Source organism: Lactobacillus sp. 3B(2020) (genome assembly GCF_013487845.1).
GTDB classification, from domain to species: Bacteria; Bacillota; Bacilli; order Lactobacillales; family Lactobacillaceae; genus Limosilactobacillus; species Limosilactobacillus alvi.
Genome location: NZ_CP047410.1, coordinates 231,411 through 249,182, shown reverse-complemented (window position 1 = coordinate 249,182; position 17,772 = coordinate 231,411). Strand labels below are relative to the sequence as shown.

Below are 17,772 nucleotides of genomic sequence, written 5' to 3'. Positions count from 1 at the left end.
GCTTCCCTCTTCATGTTGTACTATAACATCACTCGTATTCAATCGTCGAAGGCGGCTTACTCGTGACATCATAGAGTACACGGTTAACGTGATCAACCTCATTTACGATCCGGACGGAAATCTTTTGTAAGACATCCCATGGAATTTGGGCAAAGTCGGCTGTCATCCCGTCAATCGAAGTTACGGCCCGGATTACGACGGCTTCATCATAAGTCCGGCCATCCCCCATGACCCCAACGGAACGAATCCCTGGTAAGGCCGTAAAGTATTGCCAAATTTTTTGGTCTAACCCAGCCTTAGCAACTTCTTCCCGTAAGATAGCATCACTTTCCCGGACGATTGCTAGCTTAGCTGGCGTAATTTCGCCCAAGACCCGAATTCCTAAACCAGGACCAGGGAATGGTTGCCGCCAGACTAATTCATGCGGAATCCCTAACTTTTCTCCGAGGGCTCGGGTTTCATCCTTAAAGAGGCTCCGTAATGGTTCAATTAACTTGAAGCCCATCTTTTCTGGCAAGCCCCCAACATTGTGGTGGGACTTGATGGTTTGGGCGGTATCCGTCCCCGATTCAATCACGTCAGTATAAAGGGTCCCTTGGGTAAGGAACTTCACGTCCTTTAACTTAGCGGCTTCTTCATTGAAGACTTCGATAAACTCCGCCCCAATGATCTTCCGCTTCCGCTCTGGATCAGTCACACCCTTGAGCTTGCCTAAGAACCGATCCGCAGCGTCAACTTTAACAATATTAACACCGAGGTCACGATTTAAAGCATCCATCACAGATTGGGCTTCGTTCTTCCGTAAGAGACCATGGTCAACGAAGATACAAGTTAATTGATCCCCAATCGCCTTATGGATCAAAACTGCGGCCACACTGGAGTCAACCCCACCGGAAAGACCCAAAATTACCTTTTGGTCGCCAACGGTTTCTCTGATCTTGTCAACTTGGAGATCAATAAAGTTATCCATTGACCAATTAGCCTTGGCACCACAGACATCAAAGGCAAAGTGCTTTAAGATGTCAAGCCCGTACTCCGTATTCCGAACTTCAGTGTGGAATTGGAGGCCGTAGAATTTCTTTGCGTCGTTGGCCATCGCTGAAATTGGACAGTTAGCACTCGTGGCCGTAACTTCAAATCCCGCCGGGACTTGGGTAACCAGGTCCCCGTGACTCATCCAAACAAATTGTTTCTGTGGCAAGTTTTTAAACATTACCGCATTTTTTTCGGTAACTTCAATATCGGCACGCCCATATTCGGAATCTTCCGCCGATTCAACTTTTCCACCCAAGTTTTGGGCCATTAATTGCATCCCATAGCAAATCCCCAAAATTGGAATCCCTAACTTGTAGATCTCCGGATCGACCGTAAAGGCCCCTTCATCATACACACTATTAGGCCCACCAGAGAAAATGATCCCCTTCGGGTTGATCTGCTTGATTTCGGCGGCTGTAATCTTATGCGATAACAATTCCGAATAGATCCCAAAGTCACGAATTCGTCGGGTGATTAATTGGTTATACTGGCTACCAAAGTCCAGGACGATAATCTTGTCAAAGGCATCCAGATTAATGTTTGCCACAGTTCCCACTCCTTTATATTGGTTTCAGACTTATCCAATATTGTACGGTCTAAACCGAACATGGTCAACCAAAAGCCATGAAAAGATCCCCAATGATTTAAGTTTTTCTTATTGACCTGTTTTGACCAACCCAAACTCGCTATAATATGGATAGTTAAAAAATTACTTTCGCTGAAAGGAAACTTGGATAATGGATATTTATGGGCCCTTTCAACCTGCCCTTAACCAATTGCTAACCAATCTACAAAGCCAAATTAAAGCGCTCAGCCAGGCTGAAGTGACGGCCGGCCGACCTAAACTCTACGAACACTTAATTGGCCGGGTTAAAGCACAACAAAGTATGATTGAAAAATGTCGCCGTAAGGGTTATCCAGTAACTACCGAAGGTGCCTTACGGGATTGCAAAGATGCGGTCGGCTTACGGATTGTTTGTAACTTCATCGATGATATTTACCGTTGCTTGAAGTTAATCAAAGCCAATCCAGCCTGGCAAATCGTTAAAGAAAAAGATTACATTACCAATGCAAAGCCGAATGGTTACCGATCCTATCACGTCATTTTAGCGGTGACTACCCCCTTTAAAGATGTTGATGGTAATCAACCCGGGAAATACTACGCTGAAATACAACTCCGGACCATTGCCATGGATTCATGGGCAAGTTTGGAACACGAAATGAAGTACAAGCACAATGTCCAAGATGCCGAACGGATTGGCCGTGAATTAAAAAAATGTGCTGAACAATTGGCCGCCTGCGACATTCAAATGCAGACGATCCGTCAATTGATCAATCAAAACTAAGAAAGGGGTATTATTATGCGAGTATTAATCGCCGAAGATGAGCAACAATTAGCTCACGTCTTAGTTACCGCCCTAAAAAGCGTTCACTATGAGGTTACCGCGGTAGCCAACGGGGAAGAAGCGGTCAAAGCCGTCCAAGAAAACGCCTATGACGTCATTATTTTAGATATCATGATGCCGGTTAAGGATGGACTAACCGCCTTAAAAGAAATTCGAGCTGGCGGTGATCGTACTTATATCATGATGTTAACGGCGATGGCTGAAATTGACGATCGGGTTACCGGTTTGGATGCGGGAGCGGATGATTATCTTACCAAACCCTTCTCATTAAAAGAGCTTCTAGCACGCTTACGTTCCCTCGAACGGCGCAATGAAGACTATGATGATGATGTATTAAATTTTGCCGACCTCACCCTTGATAATAATGAGCAACGACTCGAAGCTCACAATTCAATCAGTCTCTCCAAAAAGGAAACCCGCCTCTTACAATACCTAATCTTAAATGCCGGAAAAGCGCTCTCAATTGCTGATTTAATTAATCATACTTGGGATGACGATGATGAAGTGGCTGACGCGACCGATTTGTGGATTAACATTTCCTACTTGCGGCAAAAACTCCAAGCCGTTAACTCCCAGGTCCAAATCACTGGTGAACAAGGGGGGCCCTTTACTCTGGTTAAGCCTTAGGAGGTGACCGCTAATGATTCAAAAAATTCGGCGGAAGTTTATTATCATTTCAACTTGCGCCTTAGCAGTCGTTTTGACTACCGTTATTGGTAGCATTATCGGTACTTCCTACTACCGGGCAGACCAAGAAGTTAGTACCGTCCTCACCACCCTTGCAAACAATCAAGGAGATATTCCCAAACGCCCAGTCGCGGTCTTGGGGCAGGCTAAACATAATCGAGAAGGGCTTTTTCAATATCGGTATTTTAGTGTCACTTTTAACGCTACTGGTGATATCGTGGACTTGAACGATGAACATATCTCAACCGTTAAGTCCAGTGAAATTAAAACTTTAGCCCAAGAGTTCCGCCATCGTCAACGGCAAGGGCATACCTTCTATAAGGGAACTACCTATGCTTATAAACGGGTAACTAAGCAGGGATTAACGACCATTGTCTTCTTAGATGAAACCTTACTTATGGCGCGGGTTAACCAAATTGTCCGCTCGGCCACCGTTTTAGGGGTTGCTTCCCTTGCCCTTTACGCCCTCTTATTAGCGCTCTTTTCCAAGCAAGCCATCGAACCGGTTGTTCGGGCAGAAAAGCGGCAAAAAGAGTTTATTACAAATGCCGGGCACGAATTAAAAACCCCCCTTGCCATTATTGCGGCTAATAATGAAATGGTTGAAATGTTAAACGGCGAGAGCGAATGGACCCAAAGTAACCACCAACAAATTAACCGCCTAACCCAGTTAATTAACCGCCTCGTCTCCTTGGCGCGGCTTGACGAACGACCAACAATGGTCATCACGGACATCAACGCTTCCCAAGCGATTACCACGGTAGCAAATAACTTTCGGACTTTGGTAGAACAAGATGGTAAACAATTTGTGACCAACATTACGCCCGATTTAACAATCAAAGCCGATGAAGGGTATTTTACGGAGTTAGCTAACATCTTAGTCGATAATGCCAACAAATATTGCGATGATCAGGGGATCGTCAAAATTACTTGGACCGCCACTAAGCAACATAAAAGCCCCACCTTAGTGGTTGCTAATTCCTACGCTGCCGGTAAGGATGTGGATTACAATAAGTTTTTTGAACGTTTTTACCGTAACGAAACCTCCCATAATCAAGAAAAAAAGGGGTTTGGTATTGGCCTTTCAATGGCCCAAAACCTCGTCCAAACTTTTAAGGGCAAGCTTACTGTTCACTACCACGAAGGAATGATTTACTTTGTGGCGCGATTTAGATAGGGCAACAAGTCAACATACATTCCATCGTTACGTAGAGATAATCGTCAAATGGATACCGTTTATTAATGGTTCTATCTGAGCCACTTAAACTCATATATTCATTATGGTTTCTGTCACTTTCATATATTTTTAAACTTTTTTCACAAAGGCACTTTAAATTCGAAATAAATTCAAAAAATCAATTGATAACCATTGCTAATTGATAAAAATTTGTTTAGGATATTTGGTGCATAGATAAAACAAAAAGAAAGGAATGGTTCAGAAATCAATAGTGTTTTTGAACCATTAAGACAAAACCATGCAAAAACATTTTCGTTATGCCTTACGAAAAAAAGCTGGCCAACGACTAGCTTCTTTCGCTATTGGCTTAGTCTTTTTTTGTGGCTTTGCCGTTATTACCGGTTCCTCTGCCCAGGCTAGTGAAGTTCAAAATCAGCCCGTGGCAGTTAGTGCTAGTGATACTCCCGTTAGTTCTATTACCGAACCAGCTTCAACTAGTGCAATACCTAATTCCGTACCAAATTTAGTTTCGGAAAGTTCCAGTAGTACTAGTGAAGCTACTAATACTGTTACTGTTCCACCTACTAGTGCAGTTACTGAAAATAATCTTACTAACAACAATCTGGCTCCTGTTCAAGACCGCGATCACGATGGTATCGTTGATAGTTTTGACAAACACCCCGATCAGTGGGATGTTTCTGATCGAGACTTACGATTCTTTACTGAGCTTTCCTATCGAGATGAAAACGAACTTAACCTAATTTTTGGTGGGAACCAAGTTGCCATCGCCGCTTTTTCTCACAACAAACTTCTTGACGTAGCCAACGTTAGTGAAGTCGTTAATGATTGGCAATTTGCTAGGCAGTTCAATAACACTAAAGATGGTTTCTCAGCAACTATCTTTACAAATAAGGATCAAGCAGTAGTTGCTTTCCGCGGAACTAACGATAGACTAGATGCAATTGCTGATTCGGCAATCTTTTCTGGAACTCAACCTAACCAGGTTAAAAATTTTGATCAAGTTTTGGCAGCTTTAAATCCTTTTCAATCAATATTCCTTACGGGTCACTCACTCGGCGGATATCTGGCAGAATATTTTGCCGCCACAAAGTTAATGTATGATCCTCGCTTTATTCATGGCGCTGTCTTTAATGCGCCAGGTATCCGCGATGCCTGGTCATGGATTAGTGGAAACTTAACTCACCGAATGGCTGCTACTAATAGTACAATTCTTTCTCGGACTAGCTACATCAATGATGCTGATCTAAGCAATCCTGTTTATGAAGCTAAGATGCAGTCCTTTGCCATTCATGATGATGCTGTTGGTGGACTCTTTTACTATCCAAATACGAAGTGGGCCTACGCTGTCAACAATCGTGGTACTCATTCAAGTTCTAACTTCTTTGCTCAACGTTACAGTAGTGAGATTGCCAACTGGTTTACTACTGGTTACCAAATGGACACCCCTGTCGGCTTATTGGATGACGATAATGATGGCTTTAGTAATCAGCTCGAGGCAATGATTGGTTCAGATCGGCATGATGCGATCAGCCAACCACATCATCTTAATCAAATATACCAAGTAGCAGTAAAGGGTAAAATTACCGCCACTAGTCTGGCTACTTTAAGTAAAAATGATTTAATTAACCAAATTGATATCAGTTTAACTAACCAGTTTGCCCCTTATATGAAGTATCTCCCCAAAACTAGCACAATTCGATATGAGTTTATTAACTATCCTCCCCAACTGACTCCAGATACTACTAACTTTAATATGAAGGTAGTAGTTCTTTATCCCGATGGTAGTCGGTCAACTATCTTAACTGTGCCAGTTGAATTCACCCAAGCCGCTAACTTCATGGCCCTAAAGAACCGAATGAAGTCTGCCGTTGCCCAAATGAACTTAACAGCTATCCAAATAGACTAACTTAACAAAATGATTAATCAAGCCACCACCCGTACTGATTTAGGACAAGTCACTGCTCAAATTTTGGCTTGGCGATAAAAATAAGTAAAGAAGCAGGCCAAGCTCGCTTAGTCTGCTTCAACTACATAGCGAATACCAAACCACCCCATAAGCTAAACGAGAGCTCAGCTTATGGGGTGGTTTTAATTTTTCAGAAATCGCAATTCTGGGCGATCAATTATCTTTTTTTGCCTCCGCCTGAGATGCCAAACAACTCTAAAAAGTTCAACCTAACTTCATTTAAGGCCTAAGTTTTTAATCCCTAGTTTAGGTATCCTTGCCCGTAGTTTGGCATTGAAAGGAATGGCCATTTTATTTTTAATCTTCCCGCAAGTAAATCCGATCAATTTTATGATTAGTCGTCTTATGGAGAATTATATCGGCGCGATTACGCGTTGGCAAAATGTACTCGTTTAGGTTAGGCAGATCTATCCGTTGCCAAACATCCCTAGCCATGTCAAAGGCCGCCTGCCGGTCCCCTTGAGCATAGGAATAATAATAATTACTTGGATCTTGAAAGGCCGTATCTAGCAACAGCCCAAAGCGTTCTAGGTACCACTGCTCAATTAACTTAGCATCCGCATCAACATAAACCGAAAAGTCGAAGAAATCACTGACAAATAGTGGTTGCTTACTTGGGAGTTGTAAGACATTAATCCCTTCCACGATTAAAATGTCGGGCTCTTTAATAATTTGGGGTTGATCCAGCAAAACATCGTACACACTATGGGAGTATGTCGGAGCCATCACTTCAGCTTCCCCCGCCTTTACATCATTTAAGAAGGCCAGGAGTTTATCCATATCGTAAGACTCCGGGAAGCCTTTTCGGTCCATTAAGCCCCGCTTTTTTAATTCCGCATTGGGATATAAAAAACCATCAGTAGTAATCAACTCTACCCGTAAATCTGGCATTAATTTATGCAACAAAATTTGCAAAAGCCGCGCACTGGTACTCTTACCCACCGCTACGGAGCCCGCAATGCCAATAATATACGGGACCCGCCGATTACTCTTCTTTAAAAAAGTCATCTTTTGCAAATGCATTTGTTGATAATTTTGGTATTGCAGTTGTAATAGCTTAATTAAAGGAAGATAAACTTCTTGGACGTCCGCAATGGAAATTTGGTCATTTAGCGACTTAATCTCATCCAGATTAGCTTGTGACAATAAAACTCGTTCACTAGGAAAAAAACTATGCCAGGTAGCCCGATCAAACTGGTCATAATTTAGCCATTCGTTCATATTTTGCACTCCGTTTTAAAAACCTTAATATTTTTTATTATACCACACAGGGCGATAATGGCAGCTCTTACATTGAATGAGACGCTGATCGCTTTACTTGAAAACGCTCATCAGCTTTGTTAGCGTATAGATATTAAAGGGGGGAATTATTCTTGGATTTAGACATACAGCCCGTCCGATCGAGCTTACCCGACTACCAAGAAATAAAGCAACTTTATCATCGTGCTTTTCCAGCCTATGAACGCGAAAAATGGGGCTGGCTACTTTTCAAACGCTACTTTAAGCATGCAGATTTTACGGCCTTTTATGACCAGGATCAGTTTGTGGGCTTTGCTTACGTAATTCACGTCAAGGGATTGCACTACGTTTTGTATCTTGCCGTTAACGATCAATTACGTTCGCAAGGCTACGGTAGCCGCATTTTAACAACGCTAAAGCATCACTACCACGATGTGCCATTGGCCCTCGATATTGAAGCTCCCAATCCCAAGGCCGTTAATAATCAGCAACGATTACGTCGCCTAGCCTTTTACCAGCGGAACGGCTTCCATTTGACCAGTCGAAAAATGAAGGATCCCGAAGTAACCTACCAGGTGCTCACCACCACGAATCATTTTAACGGAGCCAAGGTTGACCACGTCTTTAATTGGTTTGAATGGCCGTTTGGTTGGTTAGCAAAGTAATTACATTAAGTAACGACCAATTAGAATTACTAATGAATTTTTGCTCAGTTATCAGTAATTTTCCAATAATTATTTGCTGGCAAAAAAACTAGTATTCCTTCACTTTACGGTTGAAAAATCATCACTATTCCCAAGACAGGTTTAATCTGATAATTTCAAATGTTATAATATTAATAACTAGGATGGTTTACTCCCAAACAACTCTGGCATCTGCCAGGACGACATCATGCCGTTACACTTTCCGTTCGTTCCTATGAACTGGATTATCTTCATACCACCCTAGCCAAAAGCTACCAAAATGGTGGCTTTTTCTTTACATATTGATTAGTTTTGGTAATCGATTACTTTAAAATTAACAAATTATTCCTTTATGTAAAAAACGACCACTGTAAACTTAAGCCTTCCGACTTAAATTCAAGGTGGTCGTTTTTATGATCAGCTATGTCCTATTTACTTAGGAAAACTTAGCGTTGTATCTTTCAATTCTGGTGCATCGGTCGTGTAATCATCTAAGGTACTCTTATTATCATTTTCGGACTTCAAACTAGTTTTCTGTTCTTTCTGGGCTTTCTTCAATTGCTTCAAGGCCTTTACCCGGTTATAGGTGACGTCCTTCTTATTAGTCTTAGTAAAGCCTGGTAACTTGTAGAAACGTAAGAGATCCCCATTAATTACCTTATCAGAGAGGCCAAGATCAGTTGTGACATACTTTTGAATCTTTGCGAACTCAGCTTTTTGAGCCTTCGTTGGGTTAGTAATCTGTTTACCTGTCTTGGTGTCATAATAATCACCGCTCGACTTAGTGTATTTTGGTGTTACCCAATCACCATCCCGGAAAGGAACAATCTGGTTCCGGCTCTTTGATAATAAGTCTTGGCCGAATTGCAGATACTTATTAGAAGAAATCCCGAGAAGATCTTCTAGGGTTGGTAAAACATCAATTTCCCCACCATAAGTGTGGTTAATGCCCCCTTGGAGACCCTCAGCATTAATCATGAATGGTACCTTTTGCCACATGGCGAGGTCGTAATTAGTAACTTTCTTCTTACCTAGGATCTTCGCAATCGCCGGCTTATGGTTATTAGAAATCCCATAGTGGTCCCCATACAGGACTAAGACCGTGTTTTTACGTAACCCCGTCTTGTCCAAGTAATCTAATAACTCCTTAACGGATTGGTCAAGGTAGTGCGCCGTTTGGACATACGGATCAACGGTATTATCGCCCGTCTTAAGGGATGGGAAATCTGTATTCTTCTTATCAATTAAGTATGGATAGTGGTTAGTCACCGTAATTAACTTAGCGTAAAACGGTTGGGGAAGCTGTTGCAAGTAATAAGCTGCATCTTTGAGGAAGATCTTATCCTTGATCCCATACCCCATATCCTGATCCTTAACTTTCGGGTAGTACTCCTTGCTAAAGAAGTATTGGTAACCAAAGGACTTGTAAGCATTGTCCCGGTTCCAGAAACTAGGCACATCACCGTGGAAAGAAGCCGTGGTGTAGCCAAGCTTTTGGTGTAATAAGGCCGGTGCGGATTGGAAGGTGTTAGTCGTACCATCAATCGTCATGGCCGATCCTTCGGGAAGGCCAAAGAGCGAATTTTCTAGCATCATTTCCGCATCGGACGTTTTCCCTTGGCCAACTTGGTGAAAGAAGTTATCAAAGGCCATGGTATTGCTAGAGTGGTACAGTTCGTTGATGGTTGGCGTAACTTCTTTGCCATTAACCTTGTAGTCAATCAACCATTGTTGGAAACTTTCCAGGTGCAGAACAATAATATTTTTCCCCTTAATGGTCCCATAATAGGTTGCATTGGGTCCAGCATAGTGTTCCTTTAAGAATTTTTGAATCGGCGCCACATCTTTTTTATTTGCTTCTGCTTTGATGGCACTATTATGCGTCGTTTTTACCCCGTCATAAACCGTGTAAAATTCAAGCCCTAGGTATTTAACAATGTAGTTGCTATCAAAGGTTCGAGTTAACAACTGGCTCCGGTCCGAGTAAGCCATCCCTAAGTTTGCGCCAAACAAAAGAGCCCCAATGGCCGTTACAGTAGCCGCATAGCGAATCTTAAAGTAACGCATGTCCACCCGGATTAAGTGGCATAACAAGATGACAATCAAGATTACTACATCGGCGTAAACCAAAAAGTCAGATGGCTTAATAATTTGCGCCAAACTAGTCCCTAAATTTCCTGATGCACTACTAGAACCCTTAATCACATTAAAGGTAATAAAATCAGAAAATTCTCGATAATATAAAATATTTGCCAGCAGCCAAGTCGATAAGAGCGCATTGATAATGCTCATCAACCAATATGACAACCGCCCCCGGAAATAGAGGGCAATCCCAATTAGGATAATTGCGCTTGGCAAGGTGTTAAAAGCCAGCAAAAATTGCTGCACCGTGGTATTTGCTCCAAGGTTAAACTTGGTTTCATATGCCCAAATACTCTTAATTGCAAATAAGAGGACTGTGAGCGCAAAAAAGCCCAGTTTGGTATTCAGTCCAGCCCTGACTTTTTGCAACGCTGTTTTCATTCGTTCTTTCCTCCATCAAAATAATCAACACTCACCATCATACAATAATGTTGCCGGTCTGTAACGTCCTTTCGCCCGATTTAAAGAAAATATAGAAAAGATTTTATCCTCCCTAAACCGTTAAATTTTTAAAAGTCAAAAAAGACGTTAACCCTCATAATTATGAGAGTCAACGTCCTTTTCTTAACGACCACAATAAGTGGTTACGGTTGCTTTAGATGACTAAGTTAGTTTGGTAACTAATTAGTCTTCCTTCCGCTTCTTCAAACCAAGTAATCCAAGAGCAGCTGCCATGGTTACCCCGACTAAGCTCATCGTTGCAGCTTCATCATTACCAGTTTGTGGTAATGCATTTTGGTTCTTAGCTGCTGATTGACCTTGGTTAGCATTGTTAGTATTACCGATACCGTTACCAGTATTACCGGCGGTACCATTGTTGCCACCATTGTTAGTTGTCGGCTTGTCTTGTTCACCTTGACCAGCATTATCAGTTACGTGAACCGTAACGTGGACTTCTTCCTTGCTTCCATCTGGGTAAGTTACGATAATCGTAGCATCCTTATCACCAGGGGTTGAAGTATCTGGCGTCTTGCCCTTGTCGGTCGTGACGTCTTGCCCCTTAGGATCGTACTTGTCAGCGTCAGTAGTCTTGTTTGGCGTGTCATCCTTAACGTGAACCGTTACTGGAACTTCATCTTGAGAACCATCTGGGTAAGTTACAATGACCGTAGCAGCCTTATCACCTGGCGTTGAAGTGTCTGGCGTTTCCTTCCAAGTTTAGTCCGTGCCGTCTGGCAAGTCACCCTTGTTGGCGATACCATCGCTAGCATCTGGCGTCTTACCCTTGTCGGTCGTGACGTCTTGACCCTTAGGCGTGTTCTTATCAGCATCGGTTTGACTACCATCTGGGTTCTTAACGTGAACCGTTACTGGAACTTCTTCCTTTGAACCGTCTGGGTAAGTTACGATAACCGTTGCACCCTTGTCACCAGGGGTTGAAGTGTCCGGCGTTTCCTTCCAAGTGTAGTCAGTACCGTCTGGCAAGTCGCCCTTGTTGGAAATACCGTCTTCTGCCTTAGGAGTTTCGCCCTTGTCGACCGTGATGTCTTGGCCTTTAGGGTCGTACTTCTCAGCATCGGTTGGCGTCGTTGGCGTGTCGTCCTTAACGTGGATCGTTACTGGAACTTCGTCCTTTGAACCGTCTGGGTAAGTTACGATAACCGTTGCATCCTTGTCACCAGGGGTTGAAGTGTCTGGTGTTTCCTTCCAAGTGTAGTCCGTGCCCTTTGGCAAGTCGCCCTTGTTGGAAATACCGTCTTCTGCCTTAGGAGTTTCGCCCTTGTCGACCGTGATGTCTTGGCCTTTAGGGTCGTACTTCTCAGCATCGGTTGGCGTCGTTGGCGTGTCGTCCTTAACGTGGATCGTTACTGGAACTTCGTCCTTAGTACCGTCTGGGTAAGTTACGATAACCGTTGCATCCTTGTCACCAGGGGTTGAAGTGTCTGGCGTTTCCTTCCAAGTGTAGTCCGTGCCCTTTGGCAGGTCGCCCTTGTTAGAAATACCGTCTTCGGCCTTAGGAGTTTCGCCCTTGTTGACCGTGATGTCTTGGCCCTTAGGGTCGTACTTCTCAGCATCGGTTGGCGTCGTTGGCGTGTCGTCCTTAACAGTTACCGTTACATCTACAACTTGCGGATCTTGGCCTGGGATAGTAACAGTTACCTTACCCGGCTTGTTTTCACCAGCCGTTGAGGTATCTGGGGTATCAGTCTTGTTCCAAGTGTAAGTAGTACCATCTGGTAACTTATCCTTGTTTGAGATAGCTTTCTTAGCATCTTCATCCGTTAAAGTATGACCCTTGTCAACATCAATGTGGCCACCTTCAGCATCCTTGGCCTTTTCATGTGGATCTTTAGTGTCTGGGATACCATCGTTGTCATCGTCGGTATCCTTAGTGTCTGGCGTACCATCACCATCGGTGTCACGCAGGATCGTTACTGGAACAGTGGTTTCAACCTTTTGGTCACCCTTGGTTACTGTTACTGGAATTTCGATTTCACGACTGTCATCGCCGGCCTTGTCTTTCCAGTCATCTACCTTTGGCGTACCAGTCAAGTTACCATCTTTGTCAACAGATACGCCATTTACTGTTTCTGAAGTAATCGTTGAGTTTGGAATGCTTGGTTCGATTACCTTAGTTGATGGTACTTTCTCGCCATCCTTTACTGGATCTGGGTTGGTAACCTTAACGGTTAATTCGTCCTTGGTCTTTTCATGTTGATCTTCAGTGTCTGGAATACCATCGTTGTCGTCGTCAGTATCCTTGGTGTCTGGCGTACCGTCACCATCAGTGTCACGCAGGATCGTTACTGGAACAGTAGTTTCAACCTTTTGGTCACCCTTGGTTACCGTTACTGGAATTTCGATTTCACGACTGTCATCGCCGGCCTTGTCAGTCCAGTCAGTTACCTTTGGCGTACCAGTCAAGTTACCATCTTTGTCAACAGATACGCCATTTACTGGAGTTGAGGTAATCGTTGAGTTTGGAATGCTTGGTTCGATTACCTTAGTTGGTGGTACTTCTTCGCCGTCCTTTACTGGATCTGGATTGGTAACCTTAACGGTTAATTCATCCTTGGTCTTTTCATGTTGATCTTCAGTGTCTGGAATACCATCGTTGTCATCATCAGTATCCTTGGTGTCTGGCGTACCATCACCATCGGTATCACGCAAGATCGTTACTGGAACAGTGGTTTCAACCTTTTGGTCACCCTTGGTTACCGTTACTGAAATTTCGATTTCACGACTGTCATCGCCGGCCTTGTCTTTCCAGTCATCTACCTTTGGCGTACCAGTCAAGTTACCATCTTTGTCAACAGATACGCCATCTACTGGAGTTGAGGTAATCGTTGAGTTTGGAATGCTTGGTTCGATTACCTTAGTTGGTTTTACTTCCTCGCCGTCCTTTACTGGATCTGGGTTGGTAACCTTAACAGTTAAAGTATCAGCATCTTTTGGATGTTCATCATCAGTGTCAGGAATCTTGTCGTTGTCGTCGTCAGTATCCTTCTTGTCTGGCGTACCATCACCATCGGTGTCACGCAAGATCGTTACCGTAACCGTCTTATCAACGCTTTCAGAACCATTAGTTACCGTTACTTGAATTTCGACATCCCGTGATTCTTCACTGTCATCTTTCCAGTCGTTAATCTTTGGCGTACCAGTTAAATTACCATCCTTGTCAACAGTTAAGCCATCAACGGTGTCCTTGGCAGTCACAGTTGAACCATCCTTAGATGGGATAACTACTTGTTTGTCGCTAGGAACTGCTTGACCTTCAGTTACTGTTTCATGCTTGGTAGTTGCATCCAGAGTAGCTTCCTTGTTAGAAACATTAACCGTTACGGTAACATCCTTGGTTTGACCGTTTGGCAAAGTAATCGTAACTACACCCGTGCTAGTACCAGCTTCTGAAGTGCTTGGCTTGGTCTTCCATACGAATGTGGCGTCATTTGGGTAAGTACCAGTCTTTTCAATGTAGTTTTCAGCATCACCAATAGCTGAATCTTTATCAACATTAACCGTCTTACCAGTTGCATCGACAACGTGAACTGGGGCATCTGAAACAGTATCAGTTGAGTCGTCAGAGTAGGTTACTGTAACGTCGCCAGTCGTGTCGCCAACCTTTGATACATCTGGGGTCTTTGCCCATTCTTCGTTCGTTGGCGTTACGGCATTGCCGTCAGTGTCCTTCAATGAATTTGGATCAATTGAGTCAGCAGCCTTGACATCGTTGTCTTTAAAGATGTATTGATCCTTAGCCTTTGGATCTACCTTATCAGCAATCTTGGTTTCTGACTTCTTATCCGTAACGTTAACTGTTACTGGAACATCAACCGTTACCGTCTTATTTGGATCGTTTGGATCAGGAACCGTGGTCGTTACCGTAGCATCCTTTTTACCTGTAGTTGAAGTATCTGGTGTCTTATTCCAATCAGTATCCTTACCACCTGGTACGGTCTTATCAGCATCATCCTTTGATGGCTTTTCGCCTTGTGGAATATCCACATTACCACCAACAACAATGGTTACCGGAACATCCTTGGTTTGACCGTTTGGTAAGGTAATCTTTACCGTCGTGTTCTTAATCCCTGGCGTTGAAGTATCTGGTTCTGTCCAGTTGTACTTCGTGTCAGATGGGTAATAACCATCAAGGTTGACGTATTTGTCTGGCGTATCAAGTTTGTCACCTTGCTTTACCCCAACCGTCTTACCAGTTGCATCGACAACGTGAACTGGAGCATCTGAAACAGTATCAGTTGAGTCGTCAGTGTAAGTTACTGTAACGTCACCAGTCGTGTCGCCAACCTTTGATACATCTGGGGCCTTTGCCCATTCTTCGTTCTTTGGCTTTACGGCATTGCCGTCAGTGTCCTTCAATGAACTTGGGTCAATTGAGTCAGCAGCCTTGACATCGTTGCCTTTAAAGGTGTATTGATCCTTAGCCTTTGGATTCACCTTATCAGCAATCTTGGATTCTGTACCATCCGTAATTGTTACGTTTACTGGCAATGGATCAGTCTTGGCACCATCAGGGTAAATAACCCGTACAGATGGGCTTTCACCATTTGCAGTTTGGTTAGTACCAACCTTAGTCCAATCAGGTTCATTTACCCAAATGACCCGAGTACCTTTAGTTTCTGAACTATCGTCAGCCGGTACGCTGGTTGGCATGTCACTCATATTTTCAATGGTAGTTGAAGCATCCAACCCGTCTTTGACTTCATCTAACGTTTTAGTAACATCTTGAGTAACTGGATTTGGATATACAAAGACCGTAATCGGTACGTCCACACCTTCACCATTCGTGGAGTTCTGAACGTGAACCACTGCTGGTGTCCCTTCATTGACAACGGTCGTAACCGTACCAACTCCGTCCTTACTTGGAGTAGTGGTACTTACCATCTTGGTTGCTTTAGACACATCCGGGGCTTGCGTCCAAGTGTAAACCATATCTGATGGAAGACCCTTTCGAGCTTCTTCAGCAATCCCTTGAGATGCATCTGGCATGTTGCCAACAGTCGTGTAAATATCTTGACCTTGGTAGGTCACAGGATTTGGTGCTAAGGTGTATTGTTCACCAACTAACTTGTATGCATTTGACTGAGTATTTTGTTGGTAAGTTGAAAAACCAGCTAAAACCCCAGAGAATTGGGTACCATTGTTACCCATCGGCAAGGTACCTTGGGTAGCATCAGTATGATCAGCATCAAATTCAATCGTGTAGCTTGAGTATTGAGAGTTACGAGTCATCCCCCATGACTTCAAGGAAATGTAGGTTGAGAAGTCACGTGAGTTAACCGGTGCTCCAGAATTAATATTATTTTGTTGAAGCTGGTCGTTTACACCATTTTCGCCGGTCTGTAAGTATGACCGCGTTGAATCACCTTGCGAAGCGGTGATAATTCCTGAACCATTGACAGTCTTGCCATTGATCGTGTAGCCAGTATTGGTAGTGTTACTGTTATCACCTTTATATTGGCCAAATGAGTCCAACAAGATCCCGTGGGTATCACCATCATAATCATTACCCATCAAGTCTTTCCCTTGATCAACATCTTTATCAGCAAAGATCAAAGTGTATAAGTTGTTCAAGGTATTGGCACTTGCACCTTGCAACATTGAACCGAAGTATAATCCTTGGATGTACTCGTTAGTTGCTGAAGTACCTAAAGTAGAACTACCAACTAAGTTAGGAACCCCGTTGGCATTGGAATCATTATATGGATCAAAAGTTTGAACAACGTGTTCTTCCGGATCTCTAACTACGCCATATTTTCCTCGAACATAGCCGTCACCGTCATTGTCGGCACTCTTTGGAGTATCAATAGTTACCGTTACATCACCAGTAATCTTGTAGTCACCAGTTAATGCAATCCCCATCCGGGCGTTTTGTAAACCTTTAACACCATTAGCAAAAGTACCGTTGTAATCAGTGTAATTTAACCCATATGATGGGAAGAAAGTGATCTTGTAGTGAACCTTACCGTTACCTTTGTCGACCTTTTCAACCTTAACGTTGTTGTTGACAAAGTCGTTATTTTCTTTTGGTTCGTCCTTATTACCTAAGTTGGCGTTTACGATCTCATAAGCCTTATAGGTCCCGTTGGTAGTAATAAACTTGTACCACTTACCATCAGTACCTTGGAAAATACTTGAGGTGCGATTGTTAGATGAGGTTAGGCCAGTTTCTTGTGAAAGCTTGTTATTAACCTCAGATGATTGGTTACTAATCCCTGGCCCAGAGATTGAAGCTTGCTTAGTAGCTGACGTTGAATCATCAGAATTTGTTGTAGTATCTGCGTTTACGGCAGTAGTCGTAGGTGCTGCTGTCAACTGACTATCAGTACTAGAAGCGCTCGCTGTTGACGTAGCATCGCTCGTAGCTGAACCCAAAGTGACTTGATCACTTTGTAAGTTTTGAGCCTTAGTATCATTATTAGTTGTCGTTGCATTAGCATCCGCACCATCGGTACTTGTACTAGTCGTATCCGCTTGGGCCTTAGTTCCAAAGAATAAGGTAGTCCCTACCAACACTGAAACAACTCCGACAGAAAGTTTCCGCAAAGCAAACCGCTGCTTCTCACGATCAACGAAGTTTTGGTTATTCTTTTCTATGTTATTCCTCCTAAAGATCTAAAACCTCTAATTAAACCAATTTTGAAAAAAGTTCGAAAATTAGTTATTAAAGTAATGAATGCTTAGTGATCTTGAATTACGATTTCATTGTAACCGAGTACTTAACTTTAATCAACACTTATCATGAGTAAATTACTAATTTATCAATAAACCAAAATTAATTCGCTAGAGTCTTTAAAATATTGCGGTTACAAACCTTGATATAAAGCCTTTTTATACCAATTAGCAGTTTATAACTTACCCGTATGATATCACGCAAAATATTAAAAGTAAAATATTTAACTATCAATATTTATTTAACTAATGAATAGCAATTGTCTATTTTCATTATGGACAGAT

General features: G+C 42.9%; 8 protein-coding genes and 1 pseudogene. 5 read left to right on the top strand and 4 right to left on the bottom strand.

Annotated features, from left to right (window positions below; genetic code table 11):
• Positions 1 to 28: 28 nt before the first annotated feature.
• Positions 29 to 1,582: a glutamine-hydrolyzing GMP synthase gene (gene guaA, locus GTO83_RS01140; RefSeq protein ID WP_180871348.1), complete on the bottom strand. Its 1,554-nt coding sequence runs from the start codon at positions 1,580 to 1,582 to the stop codon at positions 29 to 31.
• 190 nt (positions 1,583 to 1,772) lie between these two features.
• Between guaA and GTO83_RS01135 the strand changes: the two genes are divergently transcribed.
• From GTO83_RS01135 to GTO83_RS01120, 4 genes are all read left to right on the top strand, one after another.
• Positions 1,773 to 2,381: a GTP pyrophosphokinase family protein gene (locus GTO83_RS01135; RefSeq protein ID WP_180871347.1), complete on the top strand. Its 609-nt coding sequence runs from the start codon at positions 1,773 to 1,775 to the stop codon at positions 2,379 to 2,381.
• 15 nt (positions 2,382 to 2,396) lie between these two features.
• Positions 2,397 to 3,068 (top strand): response regulator transcription factor, encoded by a 672-nt coding sequence (locus tag GTO83_RS01130; protein WP_180871346.1) that lies wholly within the window; start codon positions 2,397 to 2,399, stop codon positions 3,066 to 3,068.
• Positions 3,069 to 3,081: 13 nt separating this feature from the next.
• A complete protein-coding gene (locus GTO83_RS01125) occupies positions 3,082 to 4,305 on the top strand; it encodes a HAMP domain-containing sensor histidine kinase (RefSeq protein WP_180871345.1) in 1,224 nt (407 codons plus the stop codon).
• Between the two features lie 298 nt (positions 4,306 to 4,603).
• Complete coding sequence (locus GTO83_RS01120) at positions 4,604 to 6,232, top strand: Mbeg1-like protein (protein WP_180871344.1); 1,629 nt, start codon at positions 4,604 to 4,606, stop codon at positions 6,230 to 6,232.
• Between the two features lie 357 nt (positions 6,233 to 6,589).
• Here GTO83_RS01120 and coaA read toward each other — a convergent pair whose 3' ends face one another.
• Positions 6,590 to 7,513, bottom strand: coding sequence for a type I pantothenate kinase (coaA, locus tag GTO83_RS01115; RefSeq protein ID WP_180871343.1), 924 nt, complete (start codon positions 7,511 to 7,513; stop codon positions 6,590 to 6,592).
• Between the two features lie 152 nt (positions 7,514 to 7,665).
• Between coaA and GTO83_RS01110 the strand changes: the two genes are divergently transcribed.
• Positions 7,666 to 8,196, top strand: a complete 531-nt coding sequence (locus GTO83_RS01110) for a GNAT family N-acetyltransferase (RefSeq protein ID WP_180871342.1) — start codon at positions 7,666 to 7,668, stop codon at positions 8,194 to 8,196.
• Between the two features lie 450 nt (positions 8,197 to 8,646).
• On the opposite strand, the gene GTO83_RS01105 is transcribed toward GTO83_RS01110, so the two are convergent.
• Positions 8,647 to 10,737 (bottom strand): LTA synthase family protein, encoded by a 2,091-nt coding sequence (locus GTO83_RS01105; RefSeq protein WP_180871341.1) that lies wholly within the window; start codon positions 10,735 to 10,737, stop codon positions 8,647 to 8,649.
• 243 nt (positions 10,738 to 10,980) lie between these two features.
• Positions 10,981 to 17,412, bottom strand: a pseudogene (locus tag GTO83_RS10890) (Rib/alpha-like domain-containing protein).
• Positions 17,413 to 17,772 lie beyond the last annotated feature (360 nt).

What these genes read in the sequence shown, in the direction of transcription:
- GTO83_RS01135 (WP_180871347.1), top strand. Translation starts at nt 1,773, where the DNA reads ATGGATATTTATGGGCCCTTTCAACCTGCCCTTAACCAATTGCTAACC.
- GTO83_RS01130 (WP_180871346.1), top strand. Translation starts at nt 2,397, where the DNA reads ATGCGAGTATTAATCGCCGAAGATGAGCAACAATTAGCTCACGTCTTA.
- GTO83_RS01125 (WP_180871345.1), top strand. Translation starts at nt 3,082, where the DNA reads ATGATTCAAAAAATTCGGCGGAAGTTTATTATCATTTCAACTTGCGCC.
- GTO83_RS01120 (WP_180871344.1), top strand. Translation starts at nt 4,604, where the DNA reads ATGCAAAAACATTTTCGTTATGCCTTACGAAAAAAAGCTGGCCAACGA.
- coaA (WP_180871343.1), bottom strand. Translation starts at nt 7,513, where the DNA reads ATGAACGAATGGCTAAATTATGACCAGTTTGATCGGGCTACCTGGCAT.
- GTO83_RS01105 (WP_180871341.1), bottom strand. Translation starts at nt 10,737, where the DNA reads ATGAAAACAGCGTTGCAAAAAGTCAGGGCTGGACTGAATACCAAACTG.